Origin of the sequence: Mesorhizobium sp. M1365 (assembly GCF_040317865.1) — a bacterium.
GTDB lineage: Bacteria > Pseudomonadota > Alphaproteobacteria > Rhizobiales > Rhizobiaceae > Mesorhizobium.
Map to the genome: position 1 here is coordinate 229,163 of NZ_JAMYLG010000007.1, position 19,203 is coordinate 248,365.

The following is a 19,203-nucleotide window of genomic DNA, read 5'->3' on the forward strand; positions in this document are numbered from 1 at the left end:
TAACCCGCCCCGGCATCGACGGGAATGCAGCGATGTAAGGTACTGATCACTGGACAGGCAGTCAGCTTGCCACAGATATCAGGGTTAATCTGGACTTAACGAGAGATGCAGTTACTGGCCCGGTAAAGCGCGTTCTGGAAAGAGCGCATCCAATTTGACCGGACCGGCAGCTTACGCGGCTTTGATACTCAGCCGCTTGGAGAAAATAAAGACTATGGCGACAAAAGAAAAGGAAGAAGTCGAGACCGAACGCGAGGCCGCGACCGATGGCCCTCTGCTCGACCTTTCCGACGATGCTGTCAAGAAGATGATCAAGGCCGCCAAGAAACGCGGTTATGTCACCATGGACGAGCTGAATTCGGTGCTGCCCTCGGAGGAAGTGACCTCCGAGCAGATCGAGGACACGATGGCCATGCTTTCCGACATGGGCATCAACGTGGTCGAGGACGACGAGCAGGGCGAGGAGCCCGAAGCCGCCGATACCGCCGCTGACGCCGAGGAAGACGCCAACGAGCTGGCCGAGCAGACCGGCACCGCCGTCGCCGCCACCACGACCAAGAAAGAGCCGACCGACCGCACCGACGATCCGGTCCGCATGTATCTGCGCGAGATGGGCTCAGTCGAGCTTCTGTCGCGTGAGGGCGAAATCGCGATCGCCAAGCGCATCGAGGCCGGCCGCGAGACGATGATCGCGGGCCTGTGCGAAAGCCCGCTGACTTTCCAGGCCATCATCATCTGGCGTGACGAGCTCAACGAATCGAAGATCCTGCTGCGCGAGATCATCGACCTCGAGGCGACCTATGCCGGGCCGGAGGCCAAGCAGGCGCCGGTTGTCGAGCGTATCGAGGAAGCCAAGACCGAGGAAAAGTCGCGCCGTTCGCGTGAGGACGAGGACGACATCACCAATGTCGGCGGCGACACGCGTGGCCTGGTGGACGACGACGAGGAAGACGATGACGAGGCGAGCCTGTCGCTGGCGGCCATGGAAGCGGAACTGCGCCCGCAGGTGATGGAGACGCTCGACGTCATTGCCGACACCTACAAGAAACTGCGCAAGCTGCAGGACCAGCAGGTCGAGAACCGGCTGGCTGCCGCGGGCACGCTGTCGCCCAGCCAGGACCGCCGGCTGAAGGAATTGAAAGACCAGCTGATCAAGGCGGTGAAGTCGCTGTCCTTGAACACGGCGCGCATCGAGGCGCTGGTCGAGCAGCTCTACGACATCAACAAGCGCCTGGTGCAGAACGAAGGCAAGCTGCTCAGGCTGGCCGAAAGCTATGGCGTGCGCCGCGAGGAATTCCTCAAGGAATATCAGGGCTCGGAGCTCGATCCGAACTGGACCCGCTCGATCGGCAATCTGACTTCGCGCGGCTGGAAGGAATTCACCAAGAACGAGAAGGACGCCATCCGCGACCTGCGCGCCGAGATCCAGAACCTCGCCACCGAGACGGCGATTTCGATCCAGGAATTCCGCAAGATCGTCAACCAGGTGCAGAAGGGCGAGCGCGAAGCCGCGATCGCCAAGAAGGAAATGGTGGAGGCCAATCTGCGCCTCGTCATCTCCATCGCCAAGAAATACACCAATCGCGGCCTGCAGTTCCTCGACCTGATCCAGGAAGGCAATATCGGCCTGATGAAGGCGGTCGACAAATTCGAATACCGCCGCGGCTACAAGTTCTCGACCTACGCGACGTGGTGGATCCGGCAGGCGATCACCCGTTCGATCGCCGACCAGGCGCGCACCATCCGCATTCCGGTGCACATGATCGAAACGATCAACAAGATCGTGCGCACCTCGCGCCAGATGCTGCATGAGATCGGCCGCGAGCCGACGCCAGAAGAACTGGCGGAAAAGCTCGCCATGCCGCTGGAAAAAGTGCGCAAGGTGCTGAAGATCGCCAAGGAGCCGATCTCGCTCGAAACGCCGGTCGGCGACGAGGAGGATTCGCATCTTGGCGACTTCATCGAGGACAAGATGGCGATCCTGCCGATCGACGCGGCGATCCAGGCCAATCTGCGCGAGACGACGACGCGCGTATTGGCCTCGCTGACGCCGCGCGAAGAGCGCGTGCTCAGAATGCGCTTCGGCATCGGCATGAACACCGACCACACGCTTGAAGAAGTCGGCCAGCAGTTCTCGGTCACCCGCGAGCGCATCCGCCAGATCGAAGCCAAGGCGCTGCGCAAGCTCAAGCACCCGAGCCGGTCGCGCAAGCTGCGCAGCTTCCTGGACAGTTAGGCTAGGCTTCCGTGGGGGAGATAACAGAGAGACGGTCATTGCGCCGCCTCCTCCCACGGGTCATCGTTTTCAGCCTGGCCGGTCTTACCATTCACCTATTGGCTCTACTTGGAGCAATGATCTTCGGTCATTCTTTTGTGCCGTCGCAACGTTATGTGAGCGACCACGATATGATCGCGAAATCGATTGCTATACCTGCTGGCTGCTTAATTCTCGTTCTTTACTGCCGAAAGTTTGCAAGGGACTTCGACGCCCCGCAGGTGTCCATCAAGACCCTCATCCTTTCTGGTTTTGGCGTTATTGTGTTGCCTTTTATTTTCGGCGTGTTTATCCGTGCAACTGTCCTGACTGCATACCCGCTCTGGCTGGCGGCACTGATGGGGAAGCATACGCAACTCGAATTTTCCGTCAGTGATACGGCGGGTTGGTCTTACCGCTGTCCGAATAGAGTCAGTCTGGCGGGCATGCCGATGATGACCGGCACTCCATGCGGTATCTCGGACAACTTTCGTAATACACTTCATCAGGGCACTCGGGTCGTGTTGACCGGGCGCGGCACGGCGGACGGACTTTTTGCGGCGGGAATTGATGTTGTTCAATAACTGTAATTCCACAGGGATTTGTCCGTGATAGTGACAGCCGGATGAAAGCGGTTGACATTTGCATGATAGGGCAATGGCCATCGACGGTTCACCGGGCTCGTGGTGCAGTCGGCTGCATGAGACCGGCCGCGAGCCGAACTGGCGGAAAAGCTCGCCATGCCGCTGGAAAAAAGTGCGCAAGGTGCTGAAGATCGCCAAGGAGCCGATCTCGCTCGAAACGCCGGTCGGCGACGAGGAGGATTCGCATCTGGGCGACTTCATCGAGGACAAGATGGCGATCCTGCCGATCGACGCAGCGATCCAGGCCAATTTGCGCGAGACGACGACGCGAGTATTGGCCTCGCTGACGCCGCGCGAAGAGCGCGTGCTCAGAATGCGCTTCGGCATCGGCATGAACACCGACCACACGCTTGAAGAGGTCGGCCAGCAATTCTCGGTCACCCGCGAGCGCATCCGCCAGATCGAAGCCAAGGCGCTGCGCAAGCTCAAGCACCCGAGCCGGTCGCGCAAGCTCAGAAGCTTCCTCGACAGCTGAGGCCGGGTGACGGATAAGCAGTTTCAAGGGCGCCGGTGGCGCCCTTTTCCGTTTGGGCACAGGCGATCACGATTGAACGCGCCGCTCTTGCGTGTCGTGCCCTACGAGAGGATAATTCCGCGACGGACGCATTCTCTGGGCGACAAACCCGGATGCCCGCCCCGGCAGTTGGACGCCGTGCTCCGTGGCACCGGAGGGAGGTGTGCCATGACAACTTACATCGTGCTGATCAACTGGACGGAACAAGGCGCCAAAAACGTGCGCGAATCGCCGAAGCGGCTCGATGCCGCCAAGAAGCTGCTGGGAGACATGGGCGGGTCCTTCAAGGCATTTTATCTCACCATGGGGGATTGCGACATGGTGGCCGTGCTCGAAGCGCCCGACGATGCCGTCCTGGCTCGTTTCTCGTTAATGCTGGCGACGGCTGGCAACGTCAGGACTCGGACGCTCAAGGCTTTCCCGGAGGATGCCTATCGCGAGATCATCACCTCGCTCGGCTGAGCCGCGGCGTCTGAAGCGCGTCGCGCTGAACGGCCTTTGCGACGCGCTTTAAGCTCTTCTTTTTATGCATGTCGTTATCGTAAAACCGCTGCGTACCCTTTGGGCGACCTGGATCAGCGAAACCGGCCATTCCGCCGGTATCGTGTCACGTTGCGGCGCAACGGCATTTCTCGGATAATCCGTGCGTGTCCTCTGGTGCCGTTTCGAAACATGAGCAAGCCTCTGCTGACCGTCTGGTATAATACGCGCTGTCCGGTCTGTGATGCCGGTATCAGCCGGCAGAAGCGGCGGCTGATCGAGGCGGTCAAGGCCGGGCGGATCGAATTTCGCGACATCAATGCCGAACCGGCGGCGCTGGCCGGATACGGCATCGGGCTGGAGGACATCCGGCGCCGGCTGCATGCGACCGACGCCGGTGGCAAATTGCTGGTCGGCGCCGATGTTGCCATTGCTGTATGGCGGACGACGCCCGGCGAAGGCTGGCTCGCAACGCTGTTCGGCAATCCTGGCGCACTGCCGTTGACGCGCTATGGCTATGATCGTTTCGCCGATCTGCTCTACGCCTGGAATCGGCGCAAAGGCCGCTGGTAGCGGTATTGTTCGCTCCGCACCGAAAGGTCCGGAGATTGTTTCCAGGCCTTTCGCGTGCCCTGCTATCGAGCCACGGGCTCGCAAAGCCAGCCAATGATGCAGCGCACCGCCGGCAGCACCAGCAGCAGCGTCGGAAAGGCCACCAGCCAGGACAGGCCCCAAGCCGTCAGCCAGGTGGCCGGCATGTCGGCCTGGAAGCCAAGGCTTTTCAGTGTCGAGATGAACGACACGATGAACGTCATCAGCAACGACAGCACCAGCGGGCCGAGCACGGCGGCATAGCGCGCAGGCAGCTTGCTGCGGGGGGTCATGGTCATTTGGATTTCCCTGAAGCATCCGGTTCGTCGCCTTGCATCCATTCGCCGGTATTGTCGGCGTAACTGCCCGGAACGACCGGGGTGGATGCGTTGCTTCACGTCAGACGCTTACGGAGCGGCCTTCGGCCCTCATGCACCCTCTAGCTGCCCTCGCTGGCGAAATCAATCCTGCTGGTGCCATTTTCAGATACATCGTAAGATATATCTTGACTCGACCGTGGCGGGCACTTAGTTGAGATATATCGTAAGACATAACTCAAGGAGCAGACAATGCACAAAGACAATCATTTCAGCCGTCACCGTTTCGGCGAACGCGCCGAGCGCGTCTTCATGCATATGGCCGGCAAGTTCGGCGGACGTGGCGGCGGCTTTGGCCCGTTCGGGCATGGCATGAGAGGCGGCGGACGCGGCGGGCCGGGCGACATGTTCCGCGCCGGGCGCATGCTGGCCGACGGCGATCTCAAGCTGATCACGCTGTCGCTGCTGGCCGAGGCGCCGCGGCACGGCTACGACATCATCAAGGCGCTGGAGGAGCGCACCAGCGGCTTCTACAGCCCGAGCCCCGGCGTGGTCTACCCGACGCTGACCTTCCTGGAAGAGGCCGGCTACGCCGTTTCTGCGGCGGAAGGCAACAAGAAGGTGTTTTCAATCACCGAGGCTGGGCAGGCGCACCTCAACGAAAATCGCAAGATGATCGACCACGTGCTCGAACATCTCGAGCGCTTCGGCCGCAAGATGGCGAAGGCGCGCGACTGGTTCGGCTGGAACGATGACGGCGACGGTGGCCGGCGCGGCCGCGGCCGCTCGGAAAAGCGCGACGAGTTTCGCGCCGTGCGCCACCGGCTGCGCGCCGCGCTCGGCGAAATCGTCGATGCGCCTGAAGCAAAGCAGGCCGAGGCAATCAGCATATTGGAAGCTGCCGCAGAGGCGTTGGAAGCGTTGTCGCGCGACTGATCTCTGGCTGCCAAGCCAGTTGCGGCCCTTGCCCGTTGGGCCAAGGACCGGTACTGAAAATCATCCTGCACCGCGCTATGTGGTGCAGGATGATTGCCGTTGGAGGATACCCCATGTCTTTTCTGAAGCGTCTTTTCGGCGGAGGCAACGAAGCCGCCGAGCCAAAGACAGCGGCGCCGGCAAAGCAGATCGAGCACAAGGGATTTTTGATCAGCGCCACGCCCTACAAGGCGGAGGGCCAGTACCAGACCTGCGGTGTGGTTTCGAAGGAGATCGACGGCGTGATGAAGGAGCACAAATTCATCCGCGCCGACCGCTTTGCCGGGCTTGATGACGCTGTCGACATCTCGATCAAAAAGGGCATCCAGCTGGTCGACGAGCAAGGCGAGAAGATCTTCGGATAGATCGGCTATTACAGCCTTGGGTCGATTGGCTCGCTTTCCAACGCCAGCACGGCGAAGACACACTCGTGAACCCGGCGTAGCGGCTGCTTGGCGACAAATCGCGTTAGCGCTTCGTGGCCAAGCGCGAACTCTCTGAGCGCCAGGCTGCGCTTGCCGGCCAGGCCGCGTTCTCGGAGGCGGACGAGATTGTCGGGCGCGTCATATTCGGGACCATAGATGATGCGCAAATATTCTGGGCCGCGGACCTTCAGCGCCGGCTGGATGAGCCCCTTCTTGCCACGGCTGACGAAGTCGCGTGGTTTGACCACCATGCCTTCGCCGCCTGAGCCAGTCAGCGCTTCCCACCAGGCGACGGCCTCGGCACACGCGCCGCCGTCGGCCAGATCAACCATACGCCATCGAGTCGGCGTGACCACGCCGCCACGGGCAGTCAGACGGTCCGCGAGCGACATGTGCCAGACATGGTCCTGGTCAAACCAAATACGTCCCTCGCTGGCCAGCACGTGGAAAGGCGCGGCCTTAAGGTCCTCGACGCCCGAAACTGGCCATACGTAGGGCGCCCAGGCGGTGGCGTATTTGGCTGCGCGGACGGCCCGGTCTTCAAGGCGTGCGTTCAGGCCGGCTGCATCGACGCCGCGCGCCATCGCACGGGCCAGCGCCTCGCTGCTGGCCTTGAGACCGGCGGCAGAGGATGTGGCCACAGGCGCATACTGGCTTTCGATCAGACTGCCGGCCTTGGCCGACCAAGGCATTATCTCGGCGTCCAGCAGCAGCCAGTCGCTGTTCAATTCCTTCCACAGATCCGCCGCGTCGACCTCGGTGCGAAGACGGGCGAGCAGGTCCTCCGTCATGGCACTGTCATTGAAAAAGGAGCGTCCGGTGCGGGTCCAGATTGCGCCGGTTTCGTCGCCAGGGACCCCGAAGCGGCTGCGTGCCGCCTGCGCGTTCCGGCAGAGCGCGATCACTGCCCGCGAACCCATGTGCTTCTCCTCGCACACGATCTGCGCAACGCCGCGCTCGCGGAAGTAGGCGAAGGCATCCTCCGGACGTTCCAGCCAGCCGTCCTGGCTGCTGGTCTCGGACGGCGACATGGTCGGCGGCAGATAGATCAGCCATTGCGGCGAGAGCGCGAAGCGGCTCATCACCTCCAGTGCTGCCGACGCGTTCTCCTCGGCCACGACAATCCGGCCCCTCAGTCCGGTCTCGATCCAACGGCGACCGGAGACATCCTGATAATCGAGCACGCCGTCGGCGTCGGCCTGTGCCGATTTACCGGGACCGGACCCGCCCAGCGGACGTATCGGCTCCGACCAGGTCTGGATTGCCGGCACCTCGACCAGTTCGCGTTCCGGCCAGCGCAAGGCCGTCAGCTTGCCGCCGAATACGCATCCGGTGTCGATGCACAGGGTGTTGTTGACCCATTCGGCCGATAGCGTGGGCGTATGTCCATAGATAATGGCCGTCTTGCCACGATAGGCCGCGGCCCAGTCGGCGCGGACGGGCAGCCCGAACTCGTCGGTCTCGCCTGTGGTCTCGCCGTACAGAGCGAACTCGCGCACAGCGCCGGAACCGCGTCCGATCATCTCTTCCTTGAGGCCGGCATGGGCGACGGCGAGGCCTCCGCCATCGAGCCAGACATGGCTGCGCAGGCCGTCGAGAAAGGCCGGCAGCGCCTCGCGCAGGCCTCGGTCCTGTGCACTTAGCTGATCGACAGTCTGCTGGAGGCCGTGAGCGACCGTGACCTTGCGGCCTTCTAGCCAGCGGCTGAGTTTGCGTTCATGGTTGCCCTGGACACAGTATGCGGTTCCAGCCGCGACCATGCTCATGGCAATGCGCAGCACGTCGGGCGAGTTGGGACCGCGATCGACGAGGTCGCCGACAAAGACGATCTTGCGGCCCTCTGGTGGGACCACGGTGACCGTTCGGTCGCCCTGATGCTCAGACCAGACGATGCTGTAGCCCAATCGAGCGAGCAGGATATGAAGCTCATCCGAACAGCCGTGGATGTCGCCAATGATATCGAACGGGCCATGGTCGTCGCGCTTATCGGTCCACAGCGGCTGTCGCGACACCTCGGCCGCGTCGATGCTGGCCTCGCTGGTAAGCTTCCAGACTTGGCGGAAGCCCTCGCGTTGGAGGCCCCCAAGACCCTTGCGGACCTCGGTTGTCATGCGCTGGGCGACCCCGGCGCCGAACTGCCGGTCGGCTCGCACCGCATTGCGTGCGACGCACACCTCGACGCCTGGATCGAGGACCACGGCGACGGGCAAAGCGTGCCACTTGCGCGCCAGCTCAATCCAGGGCTTGCGGTCGGCGGCTCGCACATTGGTGGCATCGATGACGGCCAGCCTGCGGTGTTTGAGCCGCTTGCCGGCTATTTCGCGAACCAGATCGAAGGCATCCGCAGAGACGTCCTGGTCGGTTTCGTCGTCGGAGATCAGCGCCCGGCACTGGTCCGAGGAGATAATCTCAGTCGTCAGGAAATGCTTGGTGGCGAAAGTCGACTTGCCCGATCCGGTCGAGCCGATCAGCACGACGAGGGCGAAGTCAGGAATGGTGAGGTGGGTCTTATCAGGTTCTCTCATCGGGTGAACACCGCCATCTGTGTGGGGGCGCCGAGGGTCGGGTCCTCGGCTCCGATACCGCTGAAGGTGGCTGCATAGCCATAGATCTCGCCGATTTTGGCCGCCCAGGCTTGGAACTGAGCCCGGCTCCATTCGAAACGGTGATCGGGATGGCGAAATGCGCCAGGGACCAGTCTTGGAAACAGAGCGTTGTAGTCCGCATTCGGAGTGGTCACGATGACGGATTTGGGCGCCGTCTCACCGAAAACGATGCGTTCGACCAGGGGCAGCCTGTCCTCGTCGAGATGCTCGATGACCTCGACCAGAACGGCGACGTCGGCTGCGGCCCAACGGCTGTCGCGGTAGGTCAGCGATCCATGCAGCAGCGTGACCCGGCCCTCGGGCGGCCCGCCTAATTCGTTCAGCTTGAGACGCTTTGCGGCCCATTCCAGTTCGCGCGCCGCCGGATCCAGACCGAACAGCTTGTGAATCCATCGCTCGCGCACCAGCCTGTCGAGCAGCTTGCCTTCACCGCATCCCAGGTCCGCAACCGTGGTTCCTCGCGTCGCCCGAATGGCGTGGACAACTGCGTCCATGCGCAGATCGTTGAGCCGGATAGGCGTCTCCAGCGCTTCCTCGGGCGTAACGCGCGGCTCGGCAGGTTGTGCCTCGCCAGCCGTCTCGGGAGCCAGCCGCTCCAGGGCGATGCGGGCCAAAGCCCGGCGATTGCCCAGATAGCGGCGCACGATCAGGTCTTTGGCCGGATGGTTTTCCAGCCAGCCTTCGCCTTTGGACAGCAGCTTGTCGATCTCTGCTTCGCCGACCCAGTAATGCTTGGCATCGTCCATCACCGGGATCAGCACATAGAGGTGGTTCAACAAGGCGCTGAGCCAGCCCGTGCCGGTCAGCTTCAGATGGCCGTATCGGGGCTCGCCCGCAGCACCCCCGATTCCTTCGATTGGCGTCAGATCGACTGTCCAGCCCAAGGGTTCGAACAAACTTCGAACCAGAACCTCACCGCCGCGCGTTGGCAGTGGCGTGACCACGGCTTCCAGCGGCAGTTCGCTGTCGGCTAGTTCCTGGCGCTCCTTCGATATACCGGTCATCGCCGTCCGCAGCATTTTGTTCAGCGCCACCGACAGGAAGGATGATGCAGCGTAAGGCCGGTCGTTCACAAATTGGTCTAGCAAGCCTTCTGACTGGCCCTTGCCTCGCACCAGTCCCACCCGGTCGACGTCGAGCAGGAGTGCAGCCTCGCAACGCTCTTCGGTTGCCTCGGGATAGAACAGCCACGCCTTGCCGAAAGACAGGTCGGTCTCGTGCAGGCGATCCGGATGCTTGTGCAGCAAGAAGCCGAGATCGGTGGCCGGACGGTGCGTTGTGGCAACGGAAAGGAACATCCGCGACCGATAGCGCAGACAAGCGGAATAACCAATGGCGGTTGTGTGGCCCACCACAATAGGTTGTCGCCAACGACAACAAGGGCAGGCGCCGGGCGCCTGCCCTTGTACAATTCAGACGATCCTGACGCTTTACGCCGCGGTGGCGACGCGCTCGGCATTACCGGTCGCGGCCACAATGGCGTCGACCTTGGTCGAGGCCTTGGCCAGCGCTGCTGCCACCGCATCGGCGCCCATACCGACTCCTTCGATGCGGATGACCTCGAGATCGGTCATGCCGAGGAAGCCAAGCACGCTGCGCAGGTAGGGAATGGCGTGATCGAACTGCACGGCCGCACCTTCGGAATAGATGCCGCCCGAAGCCAGCACGATGTAGACCTTCTTGCCGGTGACGAGGCCCTTGGGGCCGTTCTCGCCATAGGCAAAGCTCTTGCCGGAACGGGCAATGTGATCGACCCAGGACTTCAGCGTCGAGGAGATGTTGAAGTTGATGAAGCCGGTGGCGAGAATCACCGAATCGGCGGCGAACAGTTCATCCAGCACGACATCGGAGACGCCAACGACTTCGGCCTGGCGCGAGGTGCGCGCTTCGGCCGGCGTGTAGATGCCGGTCGCATAATCGGCATCGATGTGCGGCAACGGATTGGCGACGAGGTCGCGCACGACAAGCGTGTTCGACGGATCGGCGGCAACAAGCTTTTCGGCGAATTCAGTAGCAATACGGGTCGAGTGTGAGGCAGCGCCGCGCGGGCTCGATGTGACAAGAAGGATGGACATAATGGGGTCTCCAGGGTTGGATCAAAATCTCCCGGCAGATATGTGTGCGCAGACCCATTTGAAAAACTGGTATATTTTGTATATTATCCATCTAAAATGTGGATTGAACGATGCAACCGAACCCGACGCTTGACCAACTGCAGATCCTGGTTGCGGTGGCCGAGACCGGCAGCTTCTCGGCCGCCGGGCGCAAATTGAATCGCGCGCAATCGGTGATCAGCTACGCCATCGCCAACCTCGAAGCGCAGCTCGGGCTGAAGCTGTTCGAGCGCGAGGGCACGCGTGAACCGCAACTGACCGATGTCGGCAAGGCGACGCTGGAAGATGCGCGGCGCATGGTCGGCGTGCTGCAACGCATCCGCTCGCGTGTCGACGGATACCGGCAGGGATTGGAGGCGGAAGTGACGCTGTCGGTCGACGTGACGCTACCGTCGCCGGTGCTGGTTCGGGTGCTAAAGGCATTCGAGGCGCAGTTCCCGGCCGTGACGCTGCGTCTGCATATCGGCTCGCTTGGCCTTATCCTCGATCATGTTGTCGGCGGACAGGCCGATCTCGGCATCGGGGGGCTTCTGGGTGAGACGGACGTGAATCTGCTTCGCATCGGCTTCTTCTCCCTGGTGCCAGCCGCAGCGCCTGATCACCCTCTGGCGCTGCTGCCGAGACCAGTGGCGCTAGAGGATGTCCGCGAACACATCCAACTGGTCGTCTCGGACCAGTCCGAGCGTACGCGCGGGCGTGACTATGGCGTCTTCGCCTACCGCACCTGGCGGCTGACGGATGTGCGCACCAAGCACGTGCTGATGCGCGAGGGGCTGGGCTGGGGCGGGCTGCCGCGATGGCTCATCGCCGATGATCTGGCGACCGGGCGGCTCGTCGAACTCGATCTCGAGCCTTACAGCGAAGTCCGCTCGCCGCTCTATGCCATGCACCGCGCCGATCGCAGCCCGAAACCGGCGGCCGCCTGGCTGATCGACCAGTTCAAGCGCCAGCTAGGCTGTTTCAACGAGTTCGAACCGGGTGAGATACCTGAGGAGGAGCCGGAGACAGGCCGTCGATCAGCGCCATGAGAACGGCGCGATAGTCCTCGATCGATGCTCCAGTTTCGATTGCGAGCGCTGCGCGGTCGAAGGCGGCTGCGAGCAAAGCGGTCAGTGCTTCCACAGGCAGTCTCGTCATGGAGTGCGAGCGCATCGCGGCAACAAGGCCGTCGCGCAGCGAACGGTTGCCATGGCGATTGTCGATCGCATCCATGGCGGCGCGGCCGAGCACGGCCGGGCCGTCAAGCAGCAAGAGCCGCGTACGGCCGGGCGCACGCATGGCAGCCAGATAGGCATCCGAGCCGGCAATCAGCGCATCGCGGGCAAATAGCGAAGGCGGCGACGCGCGTTCGATCTCTTCCGAGACGGCTTGCGCCTCCTGTTCGACCACAGCGGCAAACAACGCCTGCTTGTCGGCAAAGTGATGATAGAGCGCGCCGCGCGTGACGCCGGCAGCGGCGACGATCTCGGGTGTGCCGGTCTCGGCATAGGACTTTTCGGTGAACAGTTTGCGAGCCGCGGCGATGAGCTCAGCGCGTGTCGCCTCGGTGCGATCACGGTTGGAGCGACGAGCGGATCCTTGTTGCATACATGCAGCCTGTATGTTATTGCCATTTACATGCAGACTGTATGTTATTTGCCGGGAGAAGGAAAGATGAGGACGACGAGCTATTATCCGGTGCTGATGACGAGCGACGTTGCCGGCACGGCAGCCTTTTATGTTGCGCATTTCGGCTTCAAGCCGCTGTTTGAGGCCTACTGGTACGTGCATCTGCGCTCAGCCGAAGATCGCCGCGTCAACCTCGGCATCGTCCAGGGCGATCATGAGACGATCCCGGAGGAAGGGCGGGGCCGCACATCTGGCCTGCTGATCAATTTCGAGGTCAGGGATCCGGATGCCATCTGTGAGCGGATCACCGCCGCTGGCCTGCCGATCCTGCGAACGCTGCGCGACGAACCCTTCGGCCAGCGTCATTTCATCACCAGGGATCCCAACGGCGTGCTGATCGACGTGATCAGGCCGATCCCGCCGAGCCCAGAATTTATGGCGCAATATGCGCAGGGTGCTGCGGCGCGCTAACTCGCCCGCGCCAACGGCATCACGGTGACCTGAGTAATGCCGGAGCGGCGCACCACCGTGCACAGTGTCTCGCGGCCGATGCGCTCGGCGTCGAGCATGCGCACCAGATCGTCGACGCCGGTGACCGGGCGGCCGTCGATGGCGGCAATAATGTCGCCTTCCCTGAGGCCGGCTTTGGCCGCCGGGCTGTTCTTTTCGACGGTGCGCAGGCGCACCGCCGTGCTGCTCGATACTTGCGACAAAAGGGCTGCGCGGCGCGGCAGGTTGGTGGTGTCGGCGGAAACGCCGATGAAGGCACGGCGCACACGGCCGAAGCGGATGATTTCCGAGATGACGAAATTGGCGGTGTTGGAGGCAACCGCGAAGGCGATGCCTTGCGCACCGTGGATCATCGCGGTGTTAACGCCGATCACCTCGCCAGCCGAGGACACCAGCGGTCCGCCAGAATTGCCGGGGTTGAGCGCGGCGTCGGTCTGGATGACGTCGTCGATCAGCCGGCCGGTGGAGGCACGCATCGAGCGGCCGAGTGCCGAGACGACGCCAGCGGTGACGGTCCATTCGAAGCCGAGCGGATTGCCGATAGCAATAGCAATCTGGCCGCGCCTCAATCGCTTGGAATCGCCAAGCGGCGCGACGTCCGCAAAGTTGCCGTCGGCGCGCACCAGCGCAATGTCGGTGTCGGGATCGCGGCCGAGCACGCGGCCTTCCCTGGAGGCGCCGTCCGGCATTGACACGCGTACGCTGCGCGCATCGCCGACGACGTGGAAGTTGGTGACGACCAGCCCGTCCTGCGCGATGACGAAGCCGGAGCCATGGCCGCCGGGGCCACCGATGCGCTCGATGCGGCAGACAGCGGGCCCGATGCGGTCGACGGCATCGGCGACCGTCGCCGAATAGGCATCGAGAAGGGCATCGTCATATTGCAATTGCTGGGCGGGCAGGGCCATCCGAAGGCTCCGTTTGGAACAAGATGAACAATGCCTATATGTGCGGAGCGGCCGGACCGGCCGCGACCTGACCAGATGGCCAGTCAAATGCCCAACTAGCCGTCAGGCGAGTATCCGCCAACGCCCTGCCGGGCGATATCTGGGTCACGAAGAACCCAGGAGACAAATCATGAGCGATTTCAATCTGAGCACGTTTTCCGACGCCATTGCCGACATCGCGGCAGCCGCGGCACCAGCGACGGCCAGCTTCGCGACGCACCACCGGACGTCAACTGCTTTCCACTGGCGGGACGGCTATTTCGTCACTGCCGAGGAGGCGGTCGAGGCCGGCGAGGAGATCGAGCTGACGTTTTCTTCGGGCGAAGCCGTCAAGGCGGAACTGGTCGGCCGCGACCCGTCCACCGGCACGGCCGTTTTGAAACCGGCCGGCGCGCCGGCCGCCCCGTCACTGGTAAAGGCGGATGCGGTGCGGCCGGGCAACCTGGTGGTCGTGGCGGGCAATAGCGACGGCACCTCGCTCGCTACCTTCGGCACGGTCGGCGAGGTCGGCCCGGCCTGGCGTTCAATGCGCGGTGGCACGATCGACCGGCGCATCAACCTTGCCGTCAATGCCGGCGGCCGTTTCGAGGGTGGCCCTGTGCTCGACGCCAAGGGCGGACTGATCGGCATGCTGCTGTTCGGGCCACGCCGGCGGGCGCTGGTCATGCCTTACGAAACGATCGAGCGGGCAGTCACGACGCTGCGCGAGAAGGGTCATGTGGCGCGCGGCTATCTTGGCGCCGGCCTGCATCCGGTCCGCAATGGTGATACACAGGGCGCCATGGTGATGAGTCTCGACGATAACGGGCCGGCGAAATCAGCCGGTCTCAGTCTCGGCGACATCATCGTGTCGTGGAACGCAGAGACGGTGCATGGCCCGCGCGAGCTGATCCGCAAGCTCGGGCCGGACAGCGCCGGTGCCTTGGTGACACTCGGCGTGGTGCGCGGCGGCGAGAATCGTGAGGTTTCCCTGACCATCGGTGAAAAGCCACTGAGCTGAGGGATAGATGGTAAGCGGTGAGGTCGCTGGCAGACGGCTGACGGTGCTGATCGCGCTCGGTGACGCCGAGCGCACGCGAAGTCTGTCCGCCATTCTCGCCGCGACCGATGATCTGCGGCCGGTTCTGGCCGGCGAAGTCGACGGGCGTGAGGCGGCGGATGTCGCCATCGTCGATGATCATGGGCTACAAGGCGGGCTCGTCGACGCGGCTATGCCTCGCGTGCTGCTATCGTCGCGAGCGGCCCGTGAACGGCCGGCCGATACAGTATTTGCCGTGCTGCCGGTGCAAGCGGACGAGTTGCTGATCGCCGCCGCCGCGCGGCTCGCGGCTGCGGGCTACCGGATTTCGCGTGACAGTCATGCTCTATCCGATCTGCATCACGATTTGACCTTCCATGGCAGCGACCGGTTCGAAGAGGAACCGACTGACGAGCATATCGTCCGGCCGACGCTTTCGCCGCGGGAAGGCGAGGTGCTGGCGCTGCTGGCCGAGGGCGCCCCCAACAAGGTCATCGCGCGGCGGCTGAACATCTCCGTGCATACGGCGAAGTTCCATGTCGCAGCGATCCTGACGAAGCTCGGTGCCGCCAACCGCACCGATGCGATTGCCATCGCCATGCGGCAGGGCCTGGTGCTGGTCTAGTTCAGATTGTCTCAAGGCCGACGCAGCGTAACCCGCATGCGGTGTGTTGGGCCTTGCGCGGCGGTTCTCAGCCGCGCAAGGATCGTGTCTTTCATGTTGCAGGAAGGCGCAAGGATGTCGCTCAAGGGAAAGACGCTTTTCATCTCCGGCGGGTCGCGCGGCATCGGGCTGGCGATTGCGCTGCGCGCCGCGCGCGATGGCGCCAATGTGACGATCGCGGCCAAGACCGCCGAGCCGCATCCGAAGCTGCCCGGGACGATCTACACGGCGGCGCACGAGATCGAGCAGGCCGGCGGCAAGGCGCTGCCGGCGCTGTGCGACATTCGGGATGAAGAACAGGTCGCCGAGGCGGTCGCCAAGACCGTGGAGCGGTTCGGCGGCGTCGATATCTGCGTCAACAACGCCAGTGCCATCCAGCTTACCGGCACGTTGGAGACCGATATGAAGCGCTACGATCTGATGCACCAGATCAACACGCGCGGCACTTTTCTCGTCTCCAAAATGTGCATTCCGCACTTGAGGTTGGCGGAAAATCCTCACATCTTGAATCTGGCGCCGCCGCTCGACATGAAGGCCAAGTGGTTCAAGAACCATGTCGCCTACACGATGGCAAAGTTCGGCATGTCGATGTGCACGCTGGGCATGAGCGCCGAGTTCGCCAGGGACGGCATTGCGGTCAATTCGCTATGGCCGATCTCGACCATCGACACGGCGGCGGTGCGTAACCTCCTGGGCGGGGCGACGGTGGCGGCGATGAGCCGTTCGCCCGACATCATGGCCGATGCGGCATACGCCATCCTGGTCAGGCCGTCGCGTGAGGCGACCGGCAATTTCTACATTGACGAAGAAGTGCTGCGCGCTGAGGGCGTCAGCGATTTCTCGGCCTATGCGCCGGGTGCGACAGGCCCGCTCGCCGGCGACTTTTTTGTGCCGGACGAGGTGTTCGGCCGGACGGATACCAAAATCAAAGGTATCTACTGACGGAAAGTATCTAGCTGACAGGCATATCTCTTAAAGACCGGCACAGACGTGTGCTCAGTCTTCGGCTTTCTTGGCTTTGCCAAGACCCATCAGCCGGTCGATATAGGCAAGCATCAGTGCCGACAGAACGAAGGCCAGATGAATGATGGTCAGCCACATCAGCTGGTCGGTCGTGTAGGAGACCGAGTTCAGGAACACCTGCAAGAGGTGGATCGAGGAGATCGCTACGATTGTCGAGGCGACCTTGACCTTCAGCGAGCCGACATCGATCGTGCCCAGCCAATGCACCTTGCCGTCATTTTCATCGAAGCGGCTGACGAAGTTTTCGTAACCCGAGATGATCACCATCACCACCAGTGAGGCGACCAGCGCGGCATCGATGAGGCCGAGTATTTTCAGGATGGTGTCGGTGTCATCGAGCGTGAAGGCAACGGAGACGAACTCGAACAGCTTGTTGCCGAAGGACACGGCATAGATGGCAAGTGCCGCACCCAGTCCGAGATAGAAGGCGACCAGCAGCCAGCGCGAGGCGAGAATGATCGATTCGATGGCGAGTTCGAGGCGCTTCATGCGGCGATTCGGGCTCCGTTATCGGAGTGCCGTATTTCGGGCAGGCTGCGGCGGTTTGCAAGGTTTCAAAAAAACGAAACCCCGCCGGGGAGGGGAACCGGCGGGGCTCGTGTGTCCCGCTGGAGTCGGGACAGGGCAGGGAACGCCCTTTCCAGAATCTGGGATGGGTAACCGCGCGTTTCAAGATTGATGACCGCGCGATTCAATGGTTGATCAAATCGCGCGGTTCACATTGCGGTTTATTGGGCGCTGGCCACAGGCGCTACCAGGGGTGTAATCCGGCGGATGGCGACGCGGCGGTTCTCGCGGTTGGGTCCCGACGTGTTAACCTTGAGATACTCCTCGCCATAGCCCTGCGTCGTCAGGTTCTCCGGCGGGATGCCAAAGGCGTTGGTCAAGGCTTCGGCGACCGCCTCGGCGCGGCGGTCGGACAGAGCAAGGTTCGCTTCCGGTGTGCCGACAGCGTCGGTATGGCCCTCGATCAGGAAGCTCTCGGCCGGGTTTTTCTTCAGCAGCTTGTCCATGGCGTTGGCAACACCCTCCAGCTTCTGGACCTCGGTGTCGGAAATCGAGGCCGAACCGAATTCGAAGTTGAGCGTGTCGAGGTCGATGCGGCGGGCGATGTCGCGCACGCGGGCCGAGCGCTTGACCTCGTCGATCGAATAGAGGCGCTGGACCCTCTCGACCGGCGGCCGTTCGAGGAAGGTGTAGTAGTCGTCCGGATCCTCGACCTCTTCGGAATCCAGAATGTATTCCTCTTGCGGGATGGTAAGGCGCATCGGCGGCAGGTCGTCGCCCGGGTCGCGCCAGTCTGCATCGTCGTCATAGTTCCGCTCGTCGACATAGCTCAGCACATATTCGCGGCCGTCGGGCGCGATGCGTGAACGCTGGATGACGTCGCCGTAGCGGTTGCGGATGGTGACGATCCGGACACCATTGTCACGCTCGACTATTTCCCGGGTGCGATCGCCCGACAGGTCCTCATAATAGACATTCCTGGCGCCGCGGTGCATGCGCGGTGCATCGCTGCTTTCGACGAACGTCTGGTTGTTGAACTGGAGGATAACGCGGTCGCCGAATTCCCTGACGACGTTGGCGCCCTGGGGGCGCGGACGACGACGAACATCCTCGACGTCCGGCGCACGCTCGACGCGCTTGCCTTTTTCCTCGGTCACCGGAACGATCTTTTCAGGCTTGATCTCCCGCTGGGCTGCCCGGTCGTCGGTGGGTGGCGGCCCCTGATCGACCGGAGCCGGCTTCGGGGCTTCCACCTGGTTCTCGCCCTGCTGGGCGGGCTGGTTGCCCTGCTGCTTACCGGCATTTTGGCCGCGCTCCTTGCCACCCTTGCGCTTGCGCAAGACATCCTTCTGGCTGTCCAGAACAGGTGCCTCGTTCGGATTGGCCTGGGCTTCACCCTGGACCGGATTTTCACCCTGGACCGGCGCGGCCTGGCCAGTCGAAGGCTGTTCGCCGGTCGAGGGCTGTTGCTCTCCTGTCACCGGCTGTTCGCCGACAGGCCTCTTGCCACGTTTCTTGATCTTGTCCTGGGGCTGTTCGCCCTGGACGGGAGCGGCCTGCTGCTCGATCGGAGCCGGTTGGGCCTGTGGGGTCGCTTCCTTATTGGTCGGCGCCGGCTGGCCTTCCGCCTCCGTGGCGGGTCCGGTCAATTCAGCAGGCTTCTTGCGCTTGCCCGGCTTTTGTCCGGGCTCGACAGTCGGAGCCTGTTCTGCCGGGGCAGCCTCGATCTGCTGGTTCTGTTTTTGCTTCTTCTTGCGCGGGTTGACGTTGGGCTGGTTGTCGTTTGCCGGCGCTGCCTGCTCGGCCGGTTGTTCCGATGGGGCCGCTTCGATCTGCTGCCGATTGCGCCGCTTCTTGCGGGGTTGCTCGGACTCGGCTGGAGCGATCTGCTCGGCCGGAGCGGATTCTGTTTGCTGCTGCTGATTGCGCCGCTTCTTGCGGGGTTGCTCGGACTCGGCTGGAGCGATCTGCTCGGCCGGAGCGGATTCTGTTTGCTGCTGCTGATT

General features: G+C 62.8%; 19 protein-coding genes and 1 pseudogene. 12 read left to right on the forward strand and 8 right to left on the reverse strand.

Features of this window, described 5'->3' with window-relative positions; genetic code table 11:
• The first annotated feature begins 214 nt into the window (after positions 1-214).
• From rpoD to NKH04_RS11885, 5 genes and pseudogenes are all read left to right on the forward strand, one after another.
• Positions 215-2,236 (forward strand): RNA polymerase sigma factor RpoD, encoded by a 2,022-nt coding sequence (rpoD, locus tag NKH04_RS11865; protein ID WP_023678297.1) that lies wholly within the window; start codon positions 215-217, stop codon positions 2,234-2,236.
• Between the two features lie 38 nt (positions 2,237-2,274).
• The gene (locus NKH04_RS11870) at positions 2,275-2,838 is read left to right on the forward strand and encodes a hypothetical protein (RefSeq protein ID WP_353044354.1); all 564 of its coding nucleotides are present in this window, start codon (positions 2,275-2,277) and stop codon (positions 2,836-2,838) included.
• 135 nt (positions 2,839-2,973) lie between these two features.
• Positions 2,974-3,373, forward strand: a pseudogene (locus tag NKH04_RS11875) (sigma-70 family RNA polymerase sigma factor); the annotation flags it as partial.
• A 207-nt stretch (positions 3,374-3,580) separates the two neighbouring features.
• Positions 3,581-3,874: a GYD domain-containing protein gene (locus tag NKH04_RS11880; RefSeq protein WP_352450720.1), complete on the forward strand. Its 294-nt coding sequence runs from the start codon at positions 3,581-3,583 to the stop codon at positions 3,872-3,874.
• 210 nt (positions 3,875-4,084) lie between these two features.
• A complete protein-coding gene (locus NKH04_RS11885; protein WP_352922840.1) occupies positions 4,085-4,465 on the forward strand; it encodes a thiol-disulfide oxidoreductase DCC family protein in 381 nt (126 codons plus the stop codon).
• Between the two features lie 62 nt (positions 4,466-4,527).
• On the opposite strand, the gene NKH04_RS11890 is transcribed toward NKH04_RS11885, so the two are convergent.
• On the reverse strand, positions 4,528-4,782 hold the full coding sequence (locus NKH04_RS11890) for a DUF2798 domain-containing protein (RefSeq protein ID WP_352922837.1): 255 nt from the start codon (positions 4,780-4,782) through the stop codon (positions 4,528-4,530).
• A gap of 270 nt (positions 4,783-5,052) precedes the next feature.
• On the opposite strand from NKH04_RS11890, the gene NKH04_RS11895 reads away from it, so the two are divergent.
• Both NKH04_RS11895 and NKH04_RS11900 read left to right on the forward strand, forming a co-directional pair.
• Positions 5,053-5,736, forward strand: a complete 684-nt coding sequence (locus tag NKH04_RS11895) for a PadR family transcriptional regulator (RefSeq protein WP_352922835.1) — start codon at positions 5,053-5,055, stop codon at positions 5,734-5,736.
• 113 nt (positions 5,737-5,849) lie between these two features.
• Complete coding sequence (locus NKH04_RS11900; protein WP_023678291.1) at positions 5,850-6,140, forward strand: HlyU family transcriptional regulator; 291 nt, start codon at positions 5,850-5,852, stop codon at positions 6,138-6,140.
• 8 nt (positions 6,141-6,148) lie between these two features.
• Here NKH04_RS11900 and NKH04_RS11905 read toward each other — a convergent pair whose 3' ends face one another.
• The 3 genes from NKH04_RS11905 to NKH04_RS11915 all read right to left on the reverse strand — a co-directional run bounded on the left by NKH04_RS11905 (position 6,149) and on the right by NKH04_RS11915 (position 10,881).
• Positions 6,149-8,725 carry a polynucleotide kinase-phosphatase gene (locus tag NKH04_RS11905; RefSeq protein ID WP_352922832.1) on the reverse strand — a complete coding sequence of 859 codons (2,577 nt, stop codon included), beginning with the start codon at positions 8,723-8,725 and terminating at the stop codon, positions 6,149-6,151.
• Positions 8,722-10,104 carry a 3' terminal RNA ribose 2'-O-methyltransferase Hen1 gene (locus NKH04_RS11910; RefSeq protein ID WP_353044355.1) on the reverse strand — a complete coding sequence of 461 codons (1,383 nt, stop codon included), beginning with the start codon at positions 10,102-10,104 and terminating at the stop codon, positions 8,722-8,724. The genes NKH04_RS11905 and NKH04_RS11910 overlap by 4 nt, the downstream gene beginning before the upstream one ends.
• 132 nt (positions 10,105-10,236) lie before the next feature.
• Positions 10,237-10,881 carry an FMN-dependent NADH-azoreductase gene (locus NKH04_RS11915; protein ID WP_352491493.1) on the reverse strand — a complete coding sequence of 215 codons (645 nt, stop codon included), beginning with the start codon at positions 10,879-10,881 and terminating at the stop codon, positions 10,237-10,239.
• 110 nt (positions 10,882-10,991) lie between these two features.
• On the opposite strand from NKH04_RS11915, the gene NKH04_RS11920 reads away from it, so the two are divergent.
• Positions 10,992-11,948, forward strand: a complete 957-nt coding sequence (locus NKH04_RS11920; protein WP_352450726.1) for a LysR family transcriptional regulator — start codon at positions 10,992-10,994, stop codon at positions 11,946-11,948.
• Here the strand turns inward: NKH04_RS11920 and NKH04_RS11925 are convergent.
• On the reverse strand, positions 11,881-12,507 hold the full coding sequence (locus NKH04_RS11925; protein ID WP_352683626.1) for a TetR/AcrR family transcriptional regulator: 627 nt from the start codon (positions 12,505-12,507) through the stop codon (positions 11,881-11,883). The genes NKH04_RS11920 and NKH04_RS11925 overlap by 68 nt on opposite strands.
• A gap of 66 nt (positions 12,508-12,573) precedes the next feature.
• On the opposite strand from NKH04_RS11925, the gene NKH04_RS11930 reads away from it, so the two are divergent.
• Positions 12,574-12,999: a VOC family protein gene (locus NKH04_RS11930; protein ID WP_352836222.1), complete on the forward strand. Its 426-nt coding sequence runs from the start codon at positions 12,574-12,576 to the stop codon at positions 12,997-12,999.
• Here the strand turns inward: NKH04_RS11930 and NKH04_RS11935 are convergent.
• On the reverse strand, positions 12,996-13,946 hold the full coding sequence (locus NKH04_RS11935) for a S1C family serine protease (protein ID WP_352491490.1): 951 nt from the start codon (positions 13,944-13,946) through the stop codon (positions 12,996-12,998). The two genes, NKH04_RS11930 and NKH04_RS11935, sit on opposite strands and share 4 nt — an antisense overlap.
• A 169-nt stretch (positions 13,947-14,115) precedes the next feature.
• On the opposite strand from NKH04_RS11935, the gene NKH04_RS11940 reads away from it, so the two are divergent.
• The 3 genes from NKH04_RS11940 to NKH04_RS11950 all read left to right on the forward strand — a co-directional run bounded on the left by NKH04_RS11940 (position 14,116) and on the right by NKH04_RS11950 (position 16,609).
• Positions 14,116-14,985 (forward strand): S1C family serine protease, encoded by an 870-nt coding sequence (locus tag NKH04_RS11940; RefSeq protein ID WP_352491489.1) that lies wholly within the window; start codon positions 14,116-14,118, stop codon positions 14,983-14,985.
• A gap of 7 nt (positions 14,986-14,992) precedes the next feature.
• A complete protein-coding gene (locus tag NKH04_RS11945) occupies positions 14,993-15,628 on the forward strand; it encodes a helix-turn-helix transcriptional regulator (protein ID WP_352473965.1) in 636 nt (211 codons plus the stop codon).
• A gap of 114 nt (positions 15,629-15,742) precedes the next feature.
• Positions 15,743-16,609, forward strand: coding sequence for an SDR family oxidoreductase (locus NKH04_RS11950; protein ID WP_352473967.1), 867 nt, complete (start codon positions 15,743-15,745; stop codon positions 16,607-16,609).
• Positions 16,610-16,663: 54 nt separating this feature from the next.
• On the opposite strand, the gene NKH04_RS11955 is transcribed toward NKH04_RS11950, so the two are convergent.
• Positions 16,664-17,179 carry a TIGR00645 family protein gene (locus NKH04_RS11955; RefSeq protein WP_352450730.1) on the reverse strand — a complete coding sequence of 172 codons (516 nt, stop codon included), beginning with the start codon at positions 17,177-17,179 and terminating at the stop codon, positions 16,664-16,666.
• 239 nt (positions 17,180-17,418) lie between these two features.
• The coding region (locus NKH04_RS33210; protein ID WP_502913387.1) for an OmpA family protein at positions 17,419-19,203 on the reverse strand (1,785 nt) is incomplete at its 5' end.

What these genes read in the sequence shown, in the direction of transcription:
- NKH04_RS11885 (WP_352922840.1), top strand. Translation starts at nt 4,085, where the DNA reads ATGAGCAAGCCTCTGCTGACCGTCTGGTATAATACGCGCTGTCCGGTC.
- NKH04_RS11905 (WP_352922832.1), bottom strand. Translation starts at nt 8,725, where the DNA reads ATGAGAGAACCTGATAAGACCCACCTCACCATTCCTGACTTCGCCCTC.
- NKH04_RS11945 (WP_352473965.1), top strand. Translation starts at nt 14,993, where the DNA reads ATGGTAAGCGGTGAGGTCGCTGGCAGACGGCTGACGGTGCTGATCGCG.
- NKH04_RS11915 (WP_352491493.1), bottom strand. Translation starts at nt 10,881, where the DNA reads ATGTCCATCCTTCTTGTCACATCGAGCCCGCGCGGCGCTGCCTCACAC.
- NKH04_RS11940 (WP_352491489.1), top strand. Translation starts at nt 14,116, where the DNA reads ATGAGCGATTTCAATCTGAGCACGTTTTCCGACGCCATTGCCGACATC.
- NKH04_RS11890 (WP_352922837.1), bottom strand. Translation starts at nt 4,782, where the DNA reads ATGACCATGACCCCCCGCAGCAAGCTGCCTGCGCGCTATGCCGCCGTG.
- NKH04_RS11900 (WP_023678291.1), top strand. Translation starts at nt 5,850, where the DNA reads ATGTCTTTTCTGAAGCGTCTTTTCGGCGGAGGCAACGAAGCCGCCGAG.
- NKH04_RS11935 (WP_352491490.1), bottom strand. Translation starts at nt 13,946, where the DNA reads ATGGCCCTGCCCGCCCAGCAATTGCAATATGACGATGCCCTTCTCGAT.
- NKH04_RS11925 (WP_352683626.1), bottom strand. Translation starts at nt 12,507, where the DNA reads ATGCAACAAGGATCCGCTCGTCGCTCCAACCGTGATCGCACCGAGGCG.
- NKH04_RS11950 (WP_352473967.1), top strand. Translation starts at nt 15,743, where the DNA reads ATGTCGCTCAAGGGAAAGACGCTTTTCATCTCCGGCGGGTCGCGCGGC.
- NKH04_RS11880 (WP_352450720.1), top strand. Translation starts at nt 3,581, where the DNA reads ATGACAACTTACATCGTGCTGATCAACTGGACGGAACAAGGCGCCAAA.
- NKH04_RS11895 (WP_352922835.1), top strand. Translation starts at nt 5,053, where the DNA reads ATGCACAAAGACAATCATTTCAGCCGTCACCGTTTCGGCGAACGCGCC.
- NKH04_RS11920 (WP_352450726.1), top strand. Translation starts at nt 10,992, where the DNA reads ATGCAACCGAACCCGACGCTTGACCAACTGCAGATCCTGGTTGCGGTG.
- NKH04_RS11930 (WP_352836222.1), top strand. Translation starts at nt 12,574, where the DNA reads ATGAGGACGACGAGCTATTATCCGGTGCTGATGACGAGCGACGTTGCC.
- NKH04_RS11910 (WP_353044355.1), bottom strand. Translation starts at nt 10,104, where the DNA reads ATGTTCCTTTCCGTTGCCACAACGCACCGTCCGGCCACCGATCTCGGC.
- NKH04_RS11955 (WP_352450730.1), bottom strand. Translation starts at nt 17,179, where the DNA reads ATGAAGCGCCTCGAACTCGCCATCGAATCGATCATTCTCGCCTCGCGC.
- rpoD (WP_023678297.1), top strand. Translation starts at nt 215, where the DNA reads ATGGCGACAAAAGAAAAGGAAGAAGTCGAGACCGAACGCGAGGCCGCG.